Raw genomic sequence first — 16272 nt, forward strand, 5'->3', positions numbered from 1 at the left:
ATTTATTTAACCATTTTGTAACTCAATTACAGCAACAGGCCAAAATTGGCGAAAATTTACACTTTAAAGTGGTCAGATGAGTAGTAAAATTTCATCAATTGCAGTATATTTTTCACAACTTACAGTTTCCGAAAACTTTGCAAATTGCACAGGAGCAACGCGATGAATGATTACACGCCATACACAATGACCCGCATACTGGCCCGCCGCGCTTTTGTTATCGCTGCCGGTGTTCTGGCCCTGCCGGTTATGCTGTTCCGCGCTGACCGCGCCCGTTTTTACAGCTATTTACACCGCGTCTGGATGAAAACCAGCGATAAGCCGGTATGGCTGAGTCATGCCGAGATGGCGACCCAAGACTTTTACTGATTTAGCTCTCTCCCCTGCGAAGGGGAGGCGCCAGAAACCCCGTTCCCCGCGGGGTTTTTTATTGCCTGTCGATAAACCTGTACAATATTATTTTTATGTATAACTTGTGCTAAAGTTATACATAAGGGTGATGAATCAATGCCACCTCTTACTTTCCTTTCTGGGACACAAGGCGCCGACAATGACGAAAACAATTCCGATTGGTATCAGTGCATGCCTGCTGGGTGAAAATGTCCGCTTTGATGGCGGGCATAAACGTCTGGCGTTTGCCGTAGAGCAACTGGCGCCTTATGTGCGGTTCGAGCCGATCTGCCCGGAAATGGCGATAGGCTTACCGACGCCGCGTCCTGCACTGCGTCTGGTGAAAATGGATGACAGTATCGTGATGCGTTTCAGCAATGACGAGAGCATCGACGTCACCGAAAAGATGCAGAGTTACGCCGAAAAACGCGTGGCGCCGCTGACCGGCCTTTGCGGTTATATCGTCTGTGCAAAATCCCCGAGCTGCGGGATGGAGCGGGTGCGGGTGTACAGCGCTAACGGTAAAGATGCCAAAAAAGCCGGTATCGGGATGTATACCGCCGAGCTGATGAAACAGCATCCGTGGTTGCCGGTGGAAGAAGATGGCCGGTTAAACGATCCGGTGCTGCGGGAGAATTTTGTTGAGCGCGTTTTTGCGCTGTTTGAACTGAACCAGCTTCGCGAAAGTGGCCTGACGCGCGGCAAACTGATGGCATTTCACAGCCGTTATAAACTCATTTTGCTGGCCCATTCTCAGCCGGAATATCGTGAGCTGGGGCGCTTTGTGGCTGCGATGGCAGAGTGGGATTCCCTTGAGGACTACTTCACTGAATACCGGTTACGGCTGATGAACCTGTTGCTCCACAAAGCCACGCGCCGCAATCACACCAACGTGCTGATGCATGTGCAGGGGTATTTCCGCAAACAGCTGAGTTCGCCGCAGCGTCAGGAACTTGCGGGCCTGATCGACCGCTATCGCCAGGGCATGCAGCCGTTGCTGGCGCCGATCACCTTGCTCAAACATTACATGTCGGAATACCCGGATGCCTATCTGGCTGACCAGCGTTATTTCGAGCCTTATCCGGAAGCTTTAAAACTTCGATACGGACATTAATACGGATATAAAAGGGAAAATATGACCACGCATTTAGTCTGGTTCCGTAATGACCTGCGGATAACCGACAATCGCGCGTTGCATGCCGCCTGTGAAGACCCGCAGGCGCGTGTTATTGCCGTATTTGTTGCCACGCCTGAACAGTGGAAACGACATGAAATGGCACCGCGGCAGGCGATGTTTATTTATCAACATCTTCAGGCGTTACAGCATGCGCTGGCTGAGCGTGGCATCGGTCTGCATTACCACCAGTGTGATGATTTTGCCGACAGCGTGACGTGGCTGAAAGATTTCTGCAAAACCGAAAAAGTGGATGCGCTGTTTTATAACAAACAGTATGAGTTCAACGAGCGTCAGCGTGATGCGGCGCTGGAGAACGCGGTCAGTGAATCGGTCATCTGCCACGCTTTTGACGACAGTCTGCTGCTGCCGCCGGGGTCGGTAATGACCGGCAATAATGAAATGTACAAGGTTTATACGCCTTTTCGCCGCGCGTTTTTATCCCGCCTGACCGAATCTGACAGCCGCTCGCTGCCTGCGCCACAGGCGCGAGAAAATGCTGAAAAAGTGGTGACACACCGGCTGATGCCGTTCGATTATCCGCTTGCGGATATCGGCGATCATTTTGCGATTGGCGAGGAAGCCGCGCGTAACCAGCTGCGCAGTTTTTGTCGTGAACAGGTGCAGGATTACCTCGAACAACGTGATTTACCGGCGGTCGACGGCACCAGTTCGCTTTCGCCGTATCTGGCCATTGGCGTGCTTTCGCCGCGCCAGTGTCTGAACCGCCTGCGCGCTGAATGCCCGGACGTGCTGGAGAAAACCGACGGCGGCGCGTTCGGCTGGCTGAATGAGCTGGTGTGGCGCGAGTTTTACCGCCATCTGATCGTCGCCTGGCCGAAACTTTGCAAACATCAGCCGTTCGTTGCATGGACTGACAACGTGCGCTGGCGTCATGCGCCCGATGATTTGCAGGCGTGGAAAGACGGGAAAACCGGTTATCCGATTGTAGATGCGGCTATGCGTCAGCTGAATGCGACGGGCTGGATGCATAACCGTCTGCGTATGATTGTCGCCAGTTTTCTGGTGAAGGATTTACTGATCAACTGGCGTGAAGGCGAACGCTATTTCATGTCGCAACTTCTGGATGGTGATCTGGCCGCCAACAACGGCGGCTGGCAGTGGGGTGCTTCGACGGGTACTGACGCCGCGCCGTATTTTCGTATTTTCAATCCGACGACACAGGGCGAACGTTTTGATAAAGCCGGACGCTTTATCAAAGCCTGGGTGCCTGAACTCGCGGATGTGCCGGAAAGAGACATTCATCAACCGCATCGCTGGGCGGAAAAACATCATCGCGTGCTAGACTACCCGCTGCCGGTTATTGATCACGCGCAGGCGAGAAAAGACACGCTCGCGGCGTTTGAGGCGGCAAAAAACCGGTCAGACTGACTTTACTCTCTCACCACGACAAGGAGCGATGTGATGAAAAAATACCTGCTGGCGATGATGCTGGCATGCTGGGCGGGCCAGGCCAACGCGGGATTTGATGTTGTGGCGCTCGGCGTGAACGGCGGCGTCGAAGAAGGTAACCTCACCTCCTATCTGATCCGAAGTGACGATCAAAAACTCTATCTCGGACTGGATGCCGGTTCTGTTTTACCGGGCATCCGCAAGGCGCTGGAGAAAGGCAGTTTTCCGCAGGTCACCGCCGAAAATGCCGCACCGCTGACCCCGCAGGGCGCGGTTTTCCGTAACCTGATTGGCGGATACTTTATCAGTCACGGTCATCTCGACCATCTTGCAGGGTTGATTATCAGCTCGCCGGAAGACAGCAAAAAACCGATTTACGGCATGGCCGATACCATTGGCACGCTGCGGCAGCATTATTTCAATGGTCGCGTCTGGCCGAACTTTACCGACTCCGGCAGTGGTTTACGTATCGGCACCTATCGCCTCAACCAGCAGCGTCCGGCACAGAGATTTTCTCTCGGGCTGACCGGTCTGGACGGCATTATTTATCCTCTGAGTCACGGCGGTACGCCATCCAGCATGATCCTGGTCAGCCGCAATAATCAGTCTTTTGCCTTCTTCGGCGACACCGGTCCGGATGAAGTCGAGAAATCAAAAAATCTCGATACCGTGTGGCGCGTGCTGGGCGATGAAGTGAAAGCACAACGGCTGAAAGGGCTGATTATCGAAACGTCGTATCCCGATGGCGTACCCGACAGCAAACTGTTTGGGCATCTGACGCCGGACTGGCTGCTGAAAGAGCTGGGAACGCTGCAACAATACGCCGGTGGCGAAGGTTCGCTGAAAGGCCTGACGGTGATTATCAGCCACGTTAAGCCCAGCCTGAAAGCCGGGGCAGATCCTGAACAGGCGATCATGGCGCAGCTGGAAAAAGGGAATAATCTGGGCGTGAATTTTGTCAGGATGGCGCAGGGTGATAAATTAGAGATCAAGTAGACCATCCATTAATAACGAGAAACGCCATGAATAATCTCCAGCTTGAAAAGCTGATTAATCAGAAACTGGATATCAGCAATTACAAAGATTACGCACCGAACGGATTGCAGGTTGAAGGGCGTCGTGAAGTGCAGCGCGTGGTGACCGGCGTGACGGCGTCGCAGGATCTGCTGGATGCCGCGATTGCTGTCGAAGCTGATGCGGTTCTGGTGCATCACGGTTATTTCTGGAAAGACGAACCGGCTGAAATCCGCGGCATGAAGCGTAACCGTCTTAAGACGTTGCTGGCAACGGATACCAATATGTACGCCTACCATCTGCCGCTGGACGGCCATCCGGAGCTGGGGAATAACGCGCAACTGGCGAAACTGTTCGGTATCGACGTGCAGGGGGAAATTGCCCTGCTGTTGCCGTGGGGCGAGCTGGAAAAACCACTGACCGGTGAAGCATTCCGCCAGCGCATTGAAGTGACGCTGGATCGCAACGTGCTGCACAGTTCACAGAATGCACCTGCCGAAATCCGTCGCGTGGCATGGTGTTCCGGTGGCGGTCAGGGCTACATTCAGAAAGCCGCAGAATTTGGCGTCGATGCCTTTATCAGCGGCGAAGTGTCTGAACAAACCATTCATATTGCCCGTGAAATGGGCCTGCATTTCTTTGCCGCAGGCCATCACGCCACCGAACGTTATGGCGTGAAAGCGCTGGGCGAATGGCTGGCAGCGGAACACGGGTTAGACGTCATGTTCATCGACATCGACAATCCTGCCTAATTTTTCTTTTCGACCGTCTCTTCAGAAACGTTGTCTTCCAGCAGGGTGAACGCCCGCTGTAATCCGGTATCCACTTCGGGGTCTGCGCCCTGCGGTGGATACTTGCTTTCCTCTTCTTCTTCCTCTGCGGCTTCGCTTTCCTCAACCTGCGGTTCCACCACGTTTTCCGGTGCGGGCATGGTTTCCTGAATCATCTGTTCGTCAAACGCCGGGTTTAGCGCAGGCGAGAGCGGGGAACTGCTCAGGCTGTCCGGCATGGCGATGTGCGGAACCGGTGCATCGACCGCCATCTGTGTTTCTTCTTCCTTTTTCGACGTCCGGCTCAGTGCCACAATCCCGGCACCGCACAGGGCAAAAAACGCATACAGGATATTGCCACCCAGCGGTTCGATCAGCGCGCCTACCGCCAGCGGGCCGATACAGGCGCCGACGCCAAAAGCCATCAGCAGACAGGCTGAAAGCGAGACGCGACGCTCCGGTTCGATCATGTCATTGGCGAGTGCGACGATCAGCGGGTACAACGTGAACTGCATCAGGCTGACGACAAAACCAATGGCGAGCAACAGCGGGAATGAGATGTGGCTGAACAACGCCAGTGGCAGGGCAGTAACGGCCAGCAGGATGGCGTTTATGCGCATCAGCATGTTGCGGTTATAGCGGTCGGAAAGCCAGCTGAGCGGGAACTGTGCCAGCAGCCCGGCGAAAATCGCCAGCGCCATAAACAGACCGGTTTGTTGTGTGCTCAGCGATTGCTGGCTGGTGTAAATCGGCGCCAGCCCGTAGAACGAACCGACAACCATGCCAATCAGCAACGTTATAGCCAGCACTTTGGGGATAGCACCAATAAAGAATTTCAGTTCCATCGGCGCTGGCGACATATGGCCGACGTTGGTGCGTGTAGTCAGCGCAATCGGCACCAGGCACAGGGCAAAACACAAGGCAATAACGATAAGCGTACTGACGCCTAAATCGCTGTTGAGCATCAGTACGACCTGACCAAGCGCCATCCCGAGATAAGACGCCACCATATAAAAGCCGAATACCACGCCGCGCTGACTGGCTTCGGCCTGATCGTTGAGCCAGCTTTCCAGCACCATATATTGCACCATCATGCATAAGCCGATGATCAGGCGCAGCACCACCCAGACCGGGATGATGTCAGTCAGGCCATGGCCCAGCACGGCGGCGGTGATAATGCCGGAGCAGGAAACGTAGGCACGAATATGGCCGACGCGGGCGATCAGGATATGGCCGACTTTGCCGCCGATCACCAGCCCGATGTAGTTGGCTGCGATGATCGCCCCGATCATCGCGCCGCTGACATGAATCGCGGAAAGACGCAGGGAAATGTAAGTCGTCAGCAGGCCGGAACCCAGTAACATCAGTAATGTCGTGGTGTAGAGCGGAAAAAAGAGTGCTAATGGTTTTCTCACAGGCCATCCCTATTGTGTAACGAAGGCGTTATCCAAACGCTAAAAAACAGCAACGTTTCTGAGAGTAGCAGTTGCGGGCGGCGGGCGAAACCTCCGTCACCTGCGCGAAGAGGCAGATGAGTTGACATCAGCACTCTGTTTCACGCATAACTGATAACAAATCTCACGCTATTGATTCGATGAATAACCCAATGATCCACAACCCTTCTTTAAGGAGTGCCTGAGTGCAACGAGCACGATGTTACCTGCTGGGCGAACGCGCGGTAGTGCTGGAACTTGAACCCCCGGTATCACTGGTAAGCCAGCAACGGATCTGGGGGCTGACGCAACGTTTACAGGATCGCGCCGCGTATCCGGGCGTGCGTGAAGTCATTCCCGGCATGAATAATCTGACGGTATTACTCTCCGAGGCGCAAAGTTCGGCGCTGGATGCCATTGAGCGTCTGCAAAACTGGTGGGAAGAAAGCGAAGCCATTGAGCCTGAATCGCGGCTGATTGAAATTCCGGTGATTTACGGGGGTACGCAGGGACCGGATTTGGACAACGTGGCGCGTCATACCGGCATGACGCCGCGGCAGGTCGTCGAATGTCATGCAGGTGCTGATTACATCGTCTATTTTCTCGGTTTCCAGCCAGGTTTCCCTTATCTGGGCGGCATGCCTGCGACACTTGCCACGCCACGTCACGGCGAACCGCGCCTGTCAGTGCCTGCGGGTTCGGTTGGCATTGGCGGCAGTCAGACAGGTATTTATCCTCTTGAGACACCGGGGGGCTGGCAACTGATCGGCCAGTCGCTCATCGCGATGTTTGATCCGCTGCGGGAACAGCCGACATTATTGCTGCCGGGCGACAGCGTGCGTTTTGTGCCACAGAAGGAGGGCGTATGCTGAAGGTTTTACGCGCCGGGATGTTGTCCACGGTGCAGGATTTAGGCCGCAATGGTTACCGCCAGCAGGGCGTCAGTCAGTCCGGCGCGCTGGATGCCCCGGCGCTGCGGTCTGCCAATCTGCTGGTTGGCAATGACGAAAATGCGGCTGCGCTGGAAATTACCCTCGGTCAGTTCAGTGCCGGGTTTCACCGCGAAGGCTGGATCGCGCTGACCGGCGCCGGTTGTCACGCACAACTTGATGGTAAAGAGGTGTGGACCGGCTGGTGTTACGAAGTGAAACCGGGGCAGGTGCTGACTCTGAAAATGCCCACCCGCGGCATGCGCAGCTATCTGGCAGTTTCCGGCGGCATCGATGTGCCGGAAGTTATGGGATCACGCAGTACCGATCTGAAAGCCAAATTCGGCGGTTTCCACGGGCGTCCGTTGCAGGATGGCGATATGTTGCCCATCGGTGATTCGTTCCGGCAACCGCAAAAAACCGGTGGCATTAAACAACTGCTGTTTGGCAACCGCATTCGTGCATTGCCGGGGCCGGAGTATCAGGAATTCAGCGAGAAGTCGCGCGATGAATTCTGGCGCGCCGCCTGGCAGCTCAGCCCGCAAAGTAACCGTATGGGATACCGTCTGCACGGGCATACCCTGAAACGCGAAACTGACCGTGAAATGCTGTCGCACGGCTTATTGCCGGGCGTGGTGCAGGTGCCACATGGTGGCCAGCCGATTGTTCTGATGGCCGATGCTCAGACCACTGGCGGCTATCCGCGTATTGCCTGTGTTATTGAGGCGGATTTGTATAATCTGGCGCAAATCCGCCTGGGCGAACCGATTCATTTCGTCAAATGCACACCGGAAGACGCGCAGAAGGCCTTACGTGAGCAATCACTCTTTATCGAACAGATTAAACGGGGGCTGCATGGTTATTGATCTTAACGCCGATTTAGGCGAAGGCTGTGGGAATGACGAGGCGCTGTTGCAGCTCGTCAGTTCAGCCAATATCGCCTGCGGATTTCATGCCGGTGACGCGCAGACCATGCAGCAATCCGTGCGCCGGGCGCTGAAATACGGTGTGGCGATTGGCGCGCACCCGAGTTTCCCTGATCGGGAAAATTTTGGCCGCACCGCCATGCAACTCCCTGCCGAAACCGTGTATGCGCAGGTGGTGTATCAGCTGGGTGCGCTGGCTGCCATCACCCGTGCGGAAGGCGGACACATGGTGCATGTAAAGCCGCACGGCATGTTGTACAACCAGGCAGCAACCGACGCCGTGCTGGCGGATGCCATCGCCCGAGCGGTACATGCGGTGGATCCGGCATTGCGTCTGGTCGGGCTGGCGGGCAGCGAATTAATTCGTGCTGGCGAACGCCTTGGCCTGCAAACCCGTCAGGAAGTGTTCGCTGACCGGCGTTATCAGAACAACGGATCACTGGTGCCGCGCACTCAGCCGGATGCGATGATCGAAAGCGACGAACTGGCGTTGGATCAGACATTGTCGATGATACAGCAACAAAAAGTGCTCAGCCGCGAAGGTGTCTGGGTGCCCGTTAATGCGGAAACTGTCTGTCTGCATGGTGATGGTGAGCACGCGCTGACGTTTGCCCGCCGGTTGAGGCACGCGTTTGCTGAACAGGATATTCAGATCAGCGCAGGCTGATTTTTGCAGAATCTGAGGAGTACCTCTATGCGTAAAGTTTTAGTCACCGGTTTTGAGCCTTTTGGCGGCGAGCGCGTTAATCCATCATGGGAAGTAGTAAAGCAACTGGGCGACCTGGAATTGTCGGGCGCGCAGATTGTGGTTCGTCAGTTGCCGTGCGTGTTCGGCAAAGCCATTGATGCGCTGAATGCGGCGATCGATGAAGTGCTGCCGGAAATGGTGATCTGCGTCGGACAGGCCGGTGGCCGCAATGATTTCAGCATCGAACGCGTGGCGATCAACGTCGATGACGCGCGTATTGCCGATAACGACGGCAATCAGCCGGTGGATGAGGTGATTGTCAGCGACGGCCCGGCGGCGTATTTTTCTACTCTGCCGCTCAAGACAATTGTCAACGGATTACGCGAGTCGGGGATCCCTGCATCGGTGTCGCAAACCGCCGGTACCTATGTCTGTAACCACGTGATGTACGGCCTGATGCATCGTCTGGCGCAGCCTGCCTGTAAGGTGGTGAAGGGCGGTTTTATCCATATTCCTTACCTGCCTGAACAGGCCGCGCATCATCCGGGGGCGCCAAGTATGTCAGTACATACTGTTCTGAACGCCCTTGAGCTGACGATCGCCATCGCGCTGCACACGGAACAAGATTTGAAAATTGCCGGGGGTGCGACTCACTGATGCCTGAAGGTCCTGAAATTCGCCGTGCGGCCGATGTGCTGGCTACGGCGGTAGTGAATAAGCCTCTGACGGATGTCTGGTTTGCGTTTCCGGCCCTGAAACCTTATCAGTCAGCGCTGCGTGGAACCAGAATCACGTCGATTGAAACGCGGGGGAAAGCCCTGCTGACGCACTTTTCCAACGGACTGACGTTGTACAGCCACAATCAGCTTTACGGCGTCTGGCGGGTGGTCAATGCCGGTGAAGTGGAGAAAGAAACCAAACGCTCGCTGCGGGTAAAGCTGGAAACCACCGAAGCGGCGATTTTGCTCTACAGCGCGTCCGAAATCAGTATTTACGATACGGCGGAAATCGAAAAGCATCCGTTCCTGCAACGTATCGGCCCCGACGTGCTGGATGAGACGTTGACGGTCGCACAGGTACGTGAACGGTTACTTTCGCCTAAATTCTGCAACCGGCAGTTAGGCGGAATGTTGCTGGATCAGGCTTTTCTGGCCGGGTTGGGGAATTATCTGCGGGCGGAAATTCTCTGGCTGGCGAAACTGCTGCCGGATCATAAACCGAAAGAGCTGAATGACACGGAACGGGATGCGCTGGCCGATGCCTGTTTGTCTGTTGCGCGGTTGTCGTACGCCACGCGAGGTACGATGGATGAAAATGTGCATCACGGCGCGCTGTTCCGTTTTAAGGTATTTGGCCGCACAGGCCAGCCATGTGAACGTTGCGGCGATCCGATCATGAAAACCAGTGTGTCATCGCGACCATTCTTCTGGTGTCCGGTGTGTCAGGTCTGAAAGATAAAAAGAAAAGGGCACCGGAGTGCCCTTGCTCAGTGTTTTCAGAATCAGAAATTCACTTTGATACCCAGATTACCGCTGTAACCTTCCAGATCTGAATCAAATCCTTTCTGGTAGCGGACGTCTGTATAAATCGTGGTGTTTTCACTGAGTTTGCCCGCCAGCCCTGCGCCAGTCTGCCACCAGTTGTCGCTGAATTCCGCTTTAAGCCGTTGAGTCGCGAATTGTACTTCGGGTTCATCGCCAATAGTCGTGACGGCATCCAGCGTCAGATAAGGCGTCCAGGTTGGATTATCCATGAACAACCGCACACCGCCGCGTGCCTGCGCATTACTGGTTGATACGCCGGAGACATTGCTGATGCCATCGTTGAAATCTTCCAGATTCAGATACTGATAAATCACCTGCGCCTGAGGTTCAATTTTCAGATTTTCATGCAGTGTAAAGGGTTTGCCTGCTTCTACTGATAACGCAACGCCATAACCGTCCTGATCGGCATCATGCGTGCTGTCATAGCTGTTTTTATACCAGCTGCCCATACCCACCGCGTCAATGTAGCCGCCATCCTGCGCTTTTAGCGTGTAGTAACCGCCGAGGCTGTAGATGTCGCTGTCTACACTGCCAGCTTGTACGGAATATATCGGGTTATTGCTGCGAAGGCTGTCTTCCGCGTCGGTATTCTGACGTCCGAGTGTCACGAGAATACCGGCACTGCGTTCGGTGTTTTCTTCGTTTTTATCCCATATCAGATCCATACCCAACTGCGCATACCAGGTATCGGTATCATAGCTGTAACGGCCTGCGTCATTCTCGGTGTGAGTACCGACAATCCGACCCCATGCGCCGTCTTTATGCAGCACATCACCGCCGGTACGCTGGTGATAAGTGCCAATCGCATCAAAGCCATACTGCATATTCAGCGCCGGTGCCGCGATATATCCCGGCACTTCCTCACGCCACGGCTGGATGTCGTCGGATGGCGTCGGAGTTGGGTTCACATCAGGATTGGCGTCAGGCGCAGGGGCAGGGATCGGCGTTGAACAATCATAATTAGCGCAGGTGCTCAGATACCAGTTTTCACCCTCACCGGTGGTGATATCACCTTTACGCAGCCCGTAGTTGAACGCACCCGCTGAGACAGAATTCCCCAGCGTGAAGGCATTGGTTCCCTGTGTATTGGTTCCATCCACGGTAACCACTTCAATCCCGTTGCCCTGTGTATAGTTACCGTTGCCGCCTGTGCTGGTGACAAACAAGGTATTTTGACCGGTAATGTCGCCCGTTACGTGGATCTTGTCTGTCGGCGAGTTGCTGTCATCCAGATAGGTATTGATACGGTATGTGCCGTCGCCGGTCATATTGCTGTTCACGGTAAGTTCAGAGTATTCATTACCGTTATGTGTGAAGAACGTGGTGCCACCGGAGTTCATCTGCGAAATCGTGGAATCACCGGTCAGCGTCCACCGGCTGGAATCGTCGATATTAATGCTGTTGGTACTGGCGGTGATGCCTTGCCATTCAGAGCCGCTGTTAAGATAGACATCCACAACACTGCCGGTATCGGCAATGATATCGCCTTCCATATAAGAATTACTGGCAGATAAATTCACCTGACTTTGCGCGGTAACGCCCGTATCAGTATCTGTGAAACTTCCGGCTCTCAGCAGAATGCCGTTTCCGCTTTGCACGGTTGACCCGTTGTTCACGTTAATCCGGGTATTGGCACCTGCAGCCAGTATTCCCTCACTGGTGGCGCTGCTGACAAGGCTGTTATCCAGCGTCACGATAGCCTGATGATCTGCATCAAAACCCTGCGTATAGATGCCATTTGCGAATGCACCGGAGGCCGATAACTCGCTGTTGCTGATGGTCATCTGGCTGTTGGCGTAGGAACGGACAGCGGAAGCCCCTTCGCCGGTAGAAATCCCCGTAACCGCATTGGCATCAAGGGTAGAATCATTCATCGCAACCAGCAGATTACTTCCCGTACCGGTTGTGGTGATCTCAGCGGTATCAAGTGCCATAGCCCCGGAGCCTGTGGCTAAAGCAGCGGCTGAACGGGTACCTTCGGTCTTGAGCACTATATTTTTGGCCGTTAGCGTTGCGCCCTGACTGGCAAAAAAACCGATGTTATTATTGCCTGTCGTGGTGTAGGTCCCGCCTGTCAACGTCACATCGCTATAGGCGTTGCTATTCACCATGATATCGTCAGTGCCGGTCATTTCGACGTTGCCGTTTATTATGTCAACGGTAGTTCTTTTGGCATCGCTGGAACCTGACGCATAAATGACATTTTGGGAACCTGCAGAGTTTTGTTTAACCGTGAGATTTTCAATGCTCAATGAGGCGTCAGAAACGGTGAGCGCATGTTTTGCGTTAGTTAATTCTATGTTTACATTACTCAGGTTCACCGATGCACCCGACTGGATATTAATTCCCTGTGCCTGAGCGGCATCACTGGTGATACGTATATCATTACCTGTTAATGTTGAACCGACATCTGAGACATAAATAACACTGCTGTCATCTTTGCCCGTACGGATGTCGGTATTATTAATTTCGGCTGATGCGCCAGTAATAATGTTAAATGTTTTGCTGGAATCTGTTGTGCTGACATCAGCATAATTAAGGATTAACTTACCTCCGCTAATAATATTGAATGCATAAGCTTCGCTGCCGGTCGTGGAAACTACGGATTGAACGGGCACTGGCGAAGGTATTCCGGGAATAGTGATTTCACCATCAACAATAACTTCTGTACCCGCGCCGGTGATGGTGTAAGCGTGATCGCCCGCCCCCGTCGTAGCGAAACTCAAGGCATCATCAGGGGTTATGCCCGTTGAAAATGTGGTTGTTGCAAGTGCAATAGAAGACGGTAATAAAAGACTAAAGATGGCGCTAGATAATAATGTTTTTTTAAATGAACGCGGGTGTTCCCGATATTCTTCCATGTCAAAATGTCCTTTGTTTTAATAATGGCGTGTTTATCTTACATGTTTCATTAATACGCTTTTTTAATTGGCGGATTGCAATGAATCATATTGTTGATGACTATGAGTTTATTGTCAGATGAATTTCGGGGGATGGTATATCACGGAAGGATAAGCGTCAAATATTGGTACTGATATATTGAATGGTTAATTTATGCTTAATATATAATTAAGGTCTCTTTGGGTTGAATAAATAAAAAGGCCAATGAATTATTCATCGGCCTTGTATATTAGGACAGGAGGGAATTATTTTTTCAGCTGAGAATGGAAATCGCGTTTGTCATAGCCGGTATAAAGCTGGCGAGGACGGGCAATTTTGATACCTTCCTGATGCATTTCGCTCCAGTGAGCAATCCAGCCAACAGTACGCGCCATCGCGAAGATCACGGTGAACATGGAAGAGGGAATACCCATGGCTTTCAGGATGATGCCGGAGTAGAAATCGACGTTCGGGTACAGTTTCTTCTCGATGAAGTACGGGTCGTTCAGCGCGATATGTTCAAGCTCCATCGCTACTTCCAGCAGGTTGTCTTTCAGATCCAACTCTTTCAGCACTTCATGACAGGTTTCACGCATCACGGTTGCGCGCGGGTCGTAGTTTTTGTAAACACGGTGACCAAAGCCCATCAGGCGGAAAGAATCATTCTTGTCTTTTGCACGTTTCACAAATTCAGGGATGTGATCAACGCTGCTGATTTCTTCCAGCATTTTCAGTGCAGCTTCGTTCGCGCCGCCGTGAGCCGGTCCCCACAAGGACGCGATACCTGCAGCAATACAGGCGAACGGGTTAGCGCCAGAAGAACCGGCGGTACGCACGGTGGACGTGGAGGCGTTTTGCTCATGGTCAGCGTGCAGGATCAGAATACGATCCATCGCGCGTTCCAGAATCGGATTCACTTTGTATTCTTCACATGGGGTGGCGAACATCATGTGCAGGAAGTTACCGGCATAAGACAGGTCGTTGCGCGGATATACAAACGGCTGGCCGATAGAATATTTGTAACACATGGCAGCGACGGTCGGCATTTTAGACAGCAGACGGTAAGCCGCGATTTCACGGTGACGTTCGTTTTCTACGTCGATGGAGTCGTGATAAAACGCGGCCAGCGCGCCGGTGACGCCACACAGGACCGCCATCGGGTGAGAGTCGCGACGGAAGCCGTGGAACAGACGGGTGATTTGCTCATGCACCATGGTGTGACGGGTGACATTGGTTTTGAATTCATCGTACTGTTTCTGAGTCGGCACTTCGCCGTTCAGCAGCAGATAGCTCACTTCAAGGAAAGTGGACTCCTGTGCCAGCTGGTCAATCGGGAAACCACGGTGCAGCAGAACGCCTTCGTCACCGTCGATATAGGTGATTTTGGACTCGCAGGATGCAGTAGAGGTGAAACCGGGGTCATAAGTGAAAAGACCTTTAGAACCGAGGGTGCGGATATCCACTTCATCCTGGCCCAGTGTGCCGGACAGCACGTTTAGTTCAATCGGGTCGTGACCTTGTAGGGTAAGTGTCGCTTTCTTATCAGCCATTTACAGTCTCCTTAGCGCCTTATTTTTAAAAATCAGTAACAACAGAAATGCCTGGAAGCGACGCCTTGTAAGGTCATTATTATTGTCAGCCTTAGCTCTGCGATCGAATGGGAAGGGAACGTAGAGCTGAGTCGAAGTGCAGTCTCAGACTGCTCTGTGACAAACAAGCGGCGTTTCATCGTTGTTAACGATTCGGTAAATCATTACTGTTCTGTCGCTCAGTACCTGTGAAGAGTATGAGGATTTACACAATCACCACTTTTGCATAACTTGAGCCGTCAGGGAAGACCCTGCATTGCGATTGTGTGATCCACTGATTCTTCAGAAACTTTCACCATTTTGGTGCGTGAAGGCGAAGCCGGTATGTGCGCAGAATCACAGTCCTATAGGGATAGTTCATTTGTAATGGAAATGTTGATCAAATGTCAAACTGGATAATTTATTTCGTGTCTTTTGTGAAAAATGGGAGCTAACTCACTGTTTCGGAGAAATGTGAATAAAGCATTTGTAGGGCAATTGTAATAGGAATGTGATCAACCTATACTCCTACAAGGTCTCCGGGCAATCCGAAGTAGGAGCACCCAGCACTCTCTTTTTTGTCTCAGATTTTATGAAAATGGACTTAAAGGAAAACACATTTCTGCGCCGTTTAAGCACATCGGATGTCGTTGTTTGAGCGCGTGAAATGTTGGGCTTTTAGCTCAGCTTTCCAACGTTATTGGTTCTGTGGGGAGGCGGTAAGTCAACGCATCCACAACGACAAGAACGAAGGAAAGGGTGCTGTCTGACATACTGCTCCGGACCGGAGGAAAAATAATAAGAGCTGTGTGGGCAAAACCGTGAAAAAACAAAGACCTGTCAATCTGGATCTGCAAACGATCCGGTTTCCTGTTACTGCGATAGCGTCCATCTTACACCGAGTCTCTGGCGTAATTACCTTCGTCGCCGTCGGTATCCTCCTCTGGCTGTTAGGCCTGTCTCTCTCTTCTCCTGAAGGGTTTGCGCATGCTGCCGCCATCATGAATAGCTTCTTCGTCAAATTCATCTTTTGGGGAATACTCACTGCGCTGGCCTATCACGTTTGCGGTGGCGTACGCCATTTGCTGATGGATTTTGGCTATATCGAAGAGAGTTTGGCTGCCGGTACCCGTTCTGCCCAGGTGGCAATCGGGCTGACCGTCGTGCTGTCAATTCTGGCTGGAGTTCTCGTATGGTAAGCAACGTTTCTGCGTTAGGGCGTAATGGTGTGCACGACTGGCTGTTACTGCGTGCTTCCGCAATTATCCTCACCCTGTATATCCTCTATATTCTGGGCTTCGTGGTTCTGGCTCAGGAACTGACATTTGATGTCTGGCATGGCTTCTTCTCTTCCTCCATCACCAAAGTATTCACACTGCTGGCGCTGCTCTCAATTCTGATACACGCGTGGATCGGCATGTGGCAGGTGTTAACGGACTATGTGAAACCGCTGGCTGTCCGGCTGATGCTGCAACTGGCTATCGTCGTGGTGTTAGTGGTTTACCTACTTTACGGAACAATTGTTGTTTGGGGAGCGTAGTAA

General features: G+C 52.9%; 15 protein-coding genes. 12 read left to right on the plus strand and 3 right to left on the minus strand.

Annotated features, from left to right (window positions below; genetic code table 11):
* Nucleotides 1-162 precede the first annotated feature (162 nt).
* From LC431_RS03080 to LC431_RS03100, 5 genes are all read left to right on the plus strand, one after another.
* Entirely contained in the window at nucleotides 163-369 is a 207-nt protein-coding gene (locus LC431_RS03080) for a YbfA family protein (RefSeq protein WP_013576456.1), read from the plus strand.
* Nucleotides 370-550: 181 nt separating this feature from the next.
* A complete protein-coding gene (locus tag LC431_RS03085; RefSeq protein ID WP_112151674.1) occupies nucleotides 551-1504 on the plus strand; it encodes a DUF523 and DUF1722 domain-containing protein in 954 nt (317 codons plus the stop codon).
* Nucleotides 1505-1525: 21 nt separating this feature from the next.
* Entirely contained in the window at nucleotides 1526-2956 is a 1431-nt protein-coding gene (phrB, locus tag LC431_RS03090; protein ID WP_223509246.1) for a deoxyribodipyrimidine photo-lyase, read from the plus strand.
* Between the two features lie 33 nt (nucleotides 2957-2989).
* Entirely contained in the window at nucleotides 2990-3973 is a 984-nt protein-coding gene (locus LC431_RS03095) for an MBL fold metallo-hydrolase (RefSeq protein WP_119261851.1), read from the plus strand.
* Between the two features lie 26 nt (nucleotides 3974-3999).
* On the plus strand, nucleotides 4000-4743 hold the full coding sequence (locus LC431_RS03100; RefSeq protein WP_013576452.1) for a type 2 GTP cyclohydrolase I: 744 nt from the start codon (nucleotides 4000-4002) through the stop codon (nucleotides 4741-4743).
* Here the strand turns inward: LC431_RS03100 and LC431_RS03105 are convergent.
* The gene (locus LC431_RS03105; RefSeq protein ID WP_254309119.1) at nucleotides 4740-6125 is read right to left on the minus strand and encodes an MFS transporter; all 1386 of its coding nucleotides are present in this window, start codon (nucleotides 6123-6125) and stop codon (nucleotides 4740-4742) included. The two genes, LC431_RS03100 and LC431_RS03105, sit on opposite strands and share 4 nt — an antisense overlap.
* A gap of 275 nt (nucleotides 6126-6400) precedes the next feature.
* On the opposite strand from LC431_RS03105, the gene pxpB reads away from it, so the two are divergent.
* From pxpB to nei, 5 genes are read left to right on the plus strand one after another with little or no spacing between them, the layout of a single operon-like run.
* Nucleotides 6401-7066, plus strand: coding sequence for a 5-oxoprolinase subunit PxpB (gene pxpB / locus LC431_RS03110; protein WP_223509248.1), 666 nt, complete (start codon nucleotides 6401-6403; stop codon nucleotides 7064-7066).
* Nucleotides 7060-7989 (plus strand): 5-oxoprolinase subunit PxpC, encoded by a 930-nt coding sequence (gene pxpC / locus LC431_RS03115; RefSeq protein ID WP_112198161.1) that lies wholly within the window; start codon nucleotides 7060-7062, stop codon nucleotides 7987-7989. The genes pxpB and pxpC overlap by 7 nt, the downstream gene beginning before the upstream one ends.
* The gene (gene pxpA / locus LC431_RS03120; protein ID WP_112198160.1) at nucleotides 7979-8716 is read left to right on the plus strand and encodes a 5-oxoprolinase subunit PxpA; all 738 of its coding nucleotides are present in this window, start codon (nucleotides 7979-7981) and stop codon (nucleotides 8714-8716) included. Before pxpC ends, pxpA begins: the two co-directional genes overlap by 11 nt.
* 27 nt (nucleotides 8717-8743) lie before the next feature.
* Nucleotides 8744-9394, plus strand: coding sequence for a pyroglutamyl-peptidase I (gene pcp / locus LC431_RS03125; RefSeq protein WP_121019802.1), 651 nt, complete (start codon nucleotides 8744-8746; stop codon nucleotides 9392-9394).
* Nucleotides 9394-10188 carry an endonuclease VIII gene (gene nei / locus LC431_RS03130; protein WP_112151668.1) on the plus strand — a complete coding sequence of 265 codons (795 nt, stop codon included), beginning with the start codon at nucleotides 9394-9396 and terminating at the stop codon, nucleotides 10186-10188. Before pcp ends, nei begins: the two co-directional genes overlap by 1 nt.
* A gap of 50 nt (nucleotides 10189-10238) precedes the next feature.
* On the opposite strand, the gene LC431_RS03135 is transcribed toward nei, so the two are convergent.
* Both LC431_RS03135 and LC431_RS03140 read right to left on the minus strand, forming a co-directional pair.
* Complete coding sequence (locus LC431_RS03135) at nucleotides 10239-13007, minus strand: autotransporter outer membrane beta-barrel domain-containing protein (protein ID WP_223509250.1); 2769 nt, start codon at nucleotides 13005-13007, stop codon at nucleotides 10239-10241.
* 420 nt (nucleotides 13008-13427) lie between these two features.
* Nucleotides 13428-14711 carry a citrate synthase gene (locus LC431_RS03140; protein WP_013576444.1) on the minus strand — a complete coding sequence of 428 codons (1284 nt, stop codon included), beginning with the start codon at nucleotides 14709-14711 and terminating at the stop codon, nucleotides 13428-13430.
* 827 nt (nucleotides 14712-15538) lie between these two features.
* On the opposite strand from LC431_RS03140, the gene sdhC reads away from it, so the two are divergent.
* Nucleotides 15539-15928, plus strand: coding sequence for a succinate dehydrogenase cytochrome b556 subunit (gene sdhC, locus LC431_RS03145; protein WP_013576443.1), 390 nt, complete (start codon nucleotides 15539-15541; stop codon nucleotides 15926-15928).
* Entirely contained in the window at nucleotides 15922-16269 is a 348-nt protein-coding gene (gene sdhD, locus LC431_RS03150) for a succinate dehydrogenase membrane anchor subunit (protein WP_013576442.1), read from the plus strand. Before sdhC ends, sdhD begins: the two co-directional genes overlap by 7 nt.
* Nucleotides 16270-16272: the final 3 nt, after the last annotated feature.

Source organism: Rahnella sp. GSA61A, assembly GCF_019969905.1.
In the GTDB taxonomy this organism is placed as follows: domain Bacteria; phylum Pseudomonadota; class Gammaproteobacteria; order Enterobacterales; family Enterobacteriaceae; genus Rahnella; species Rahnella aceris.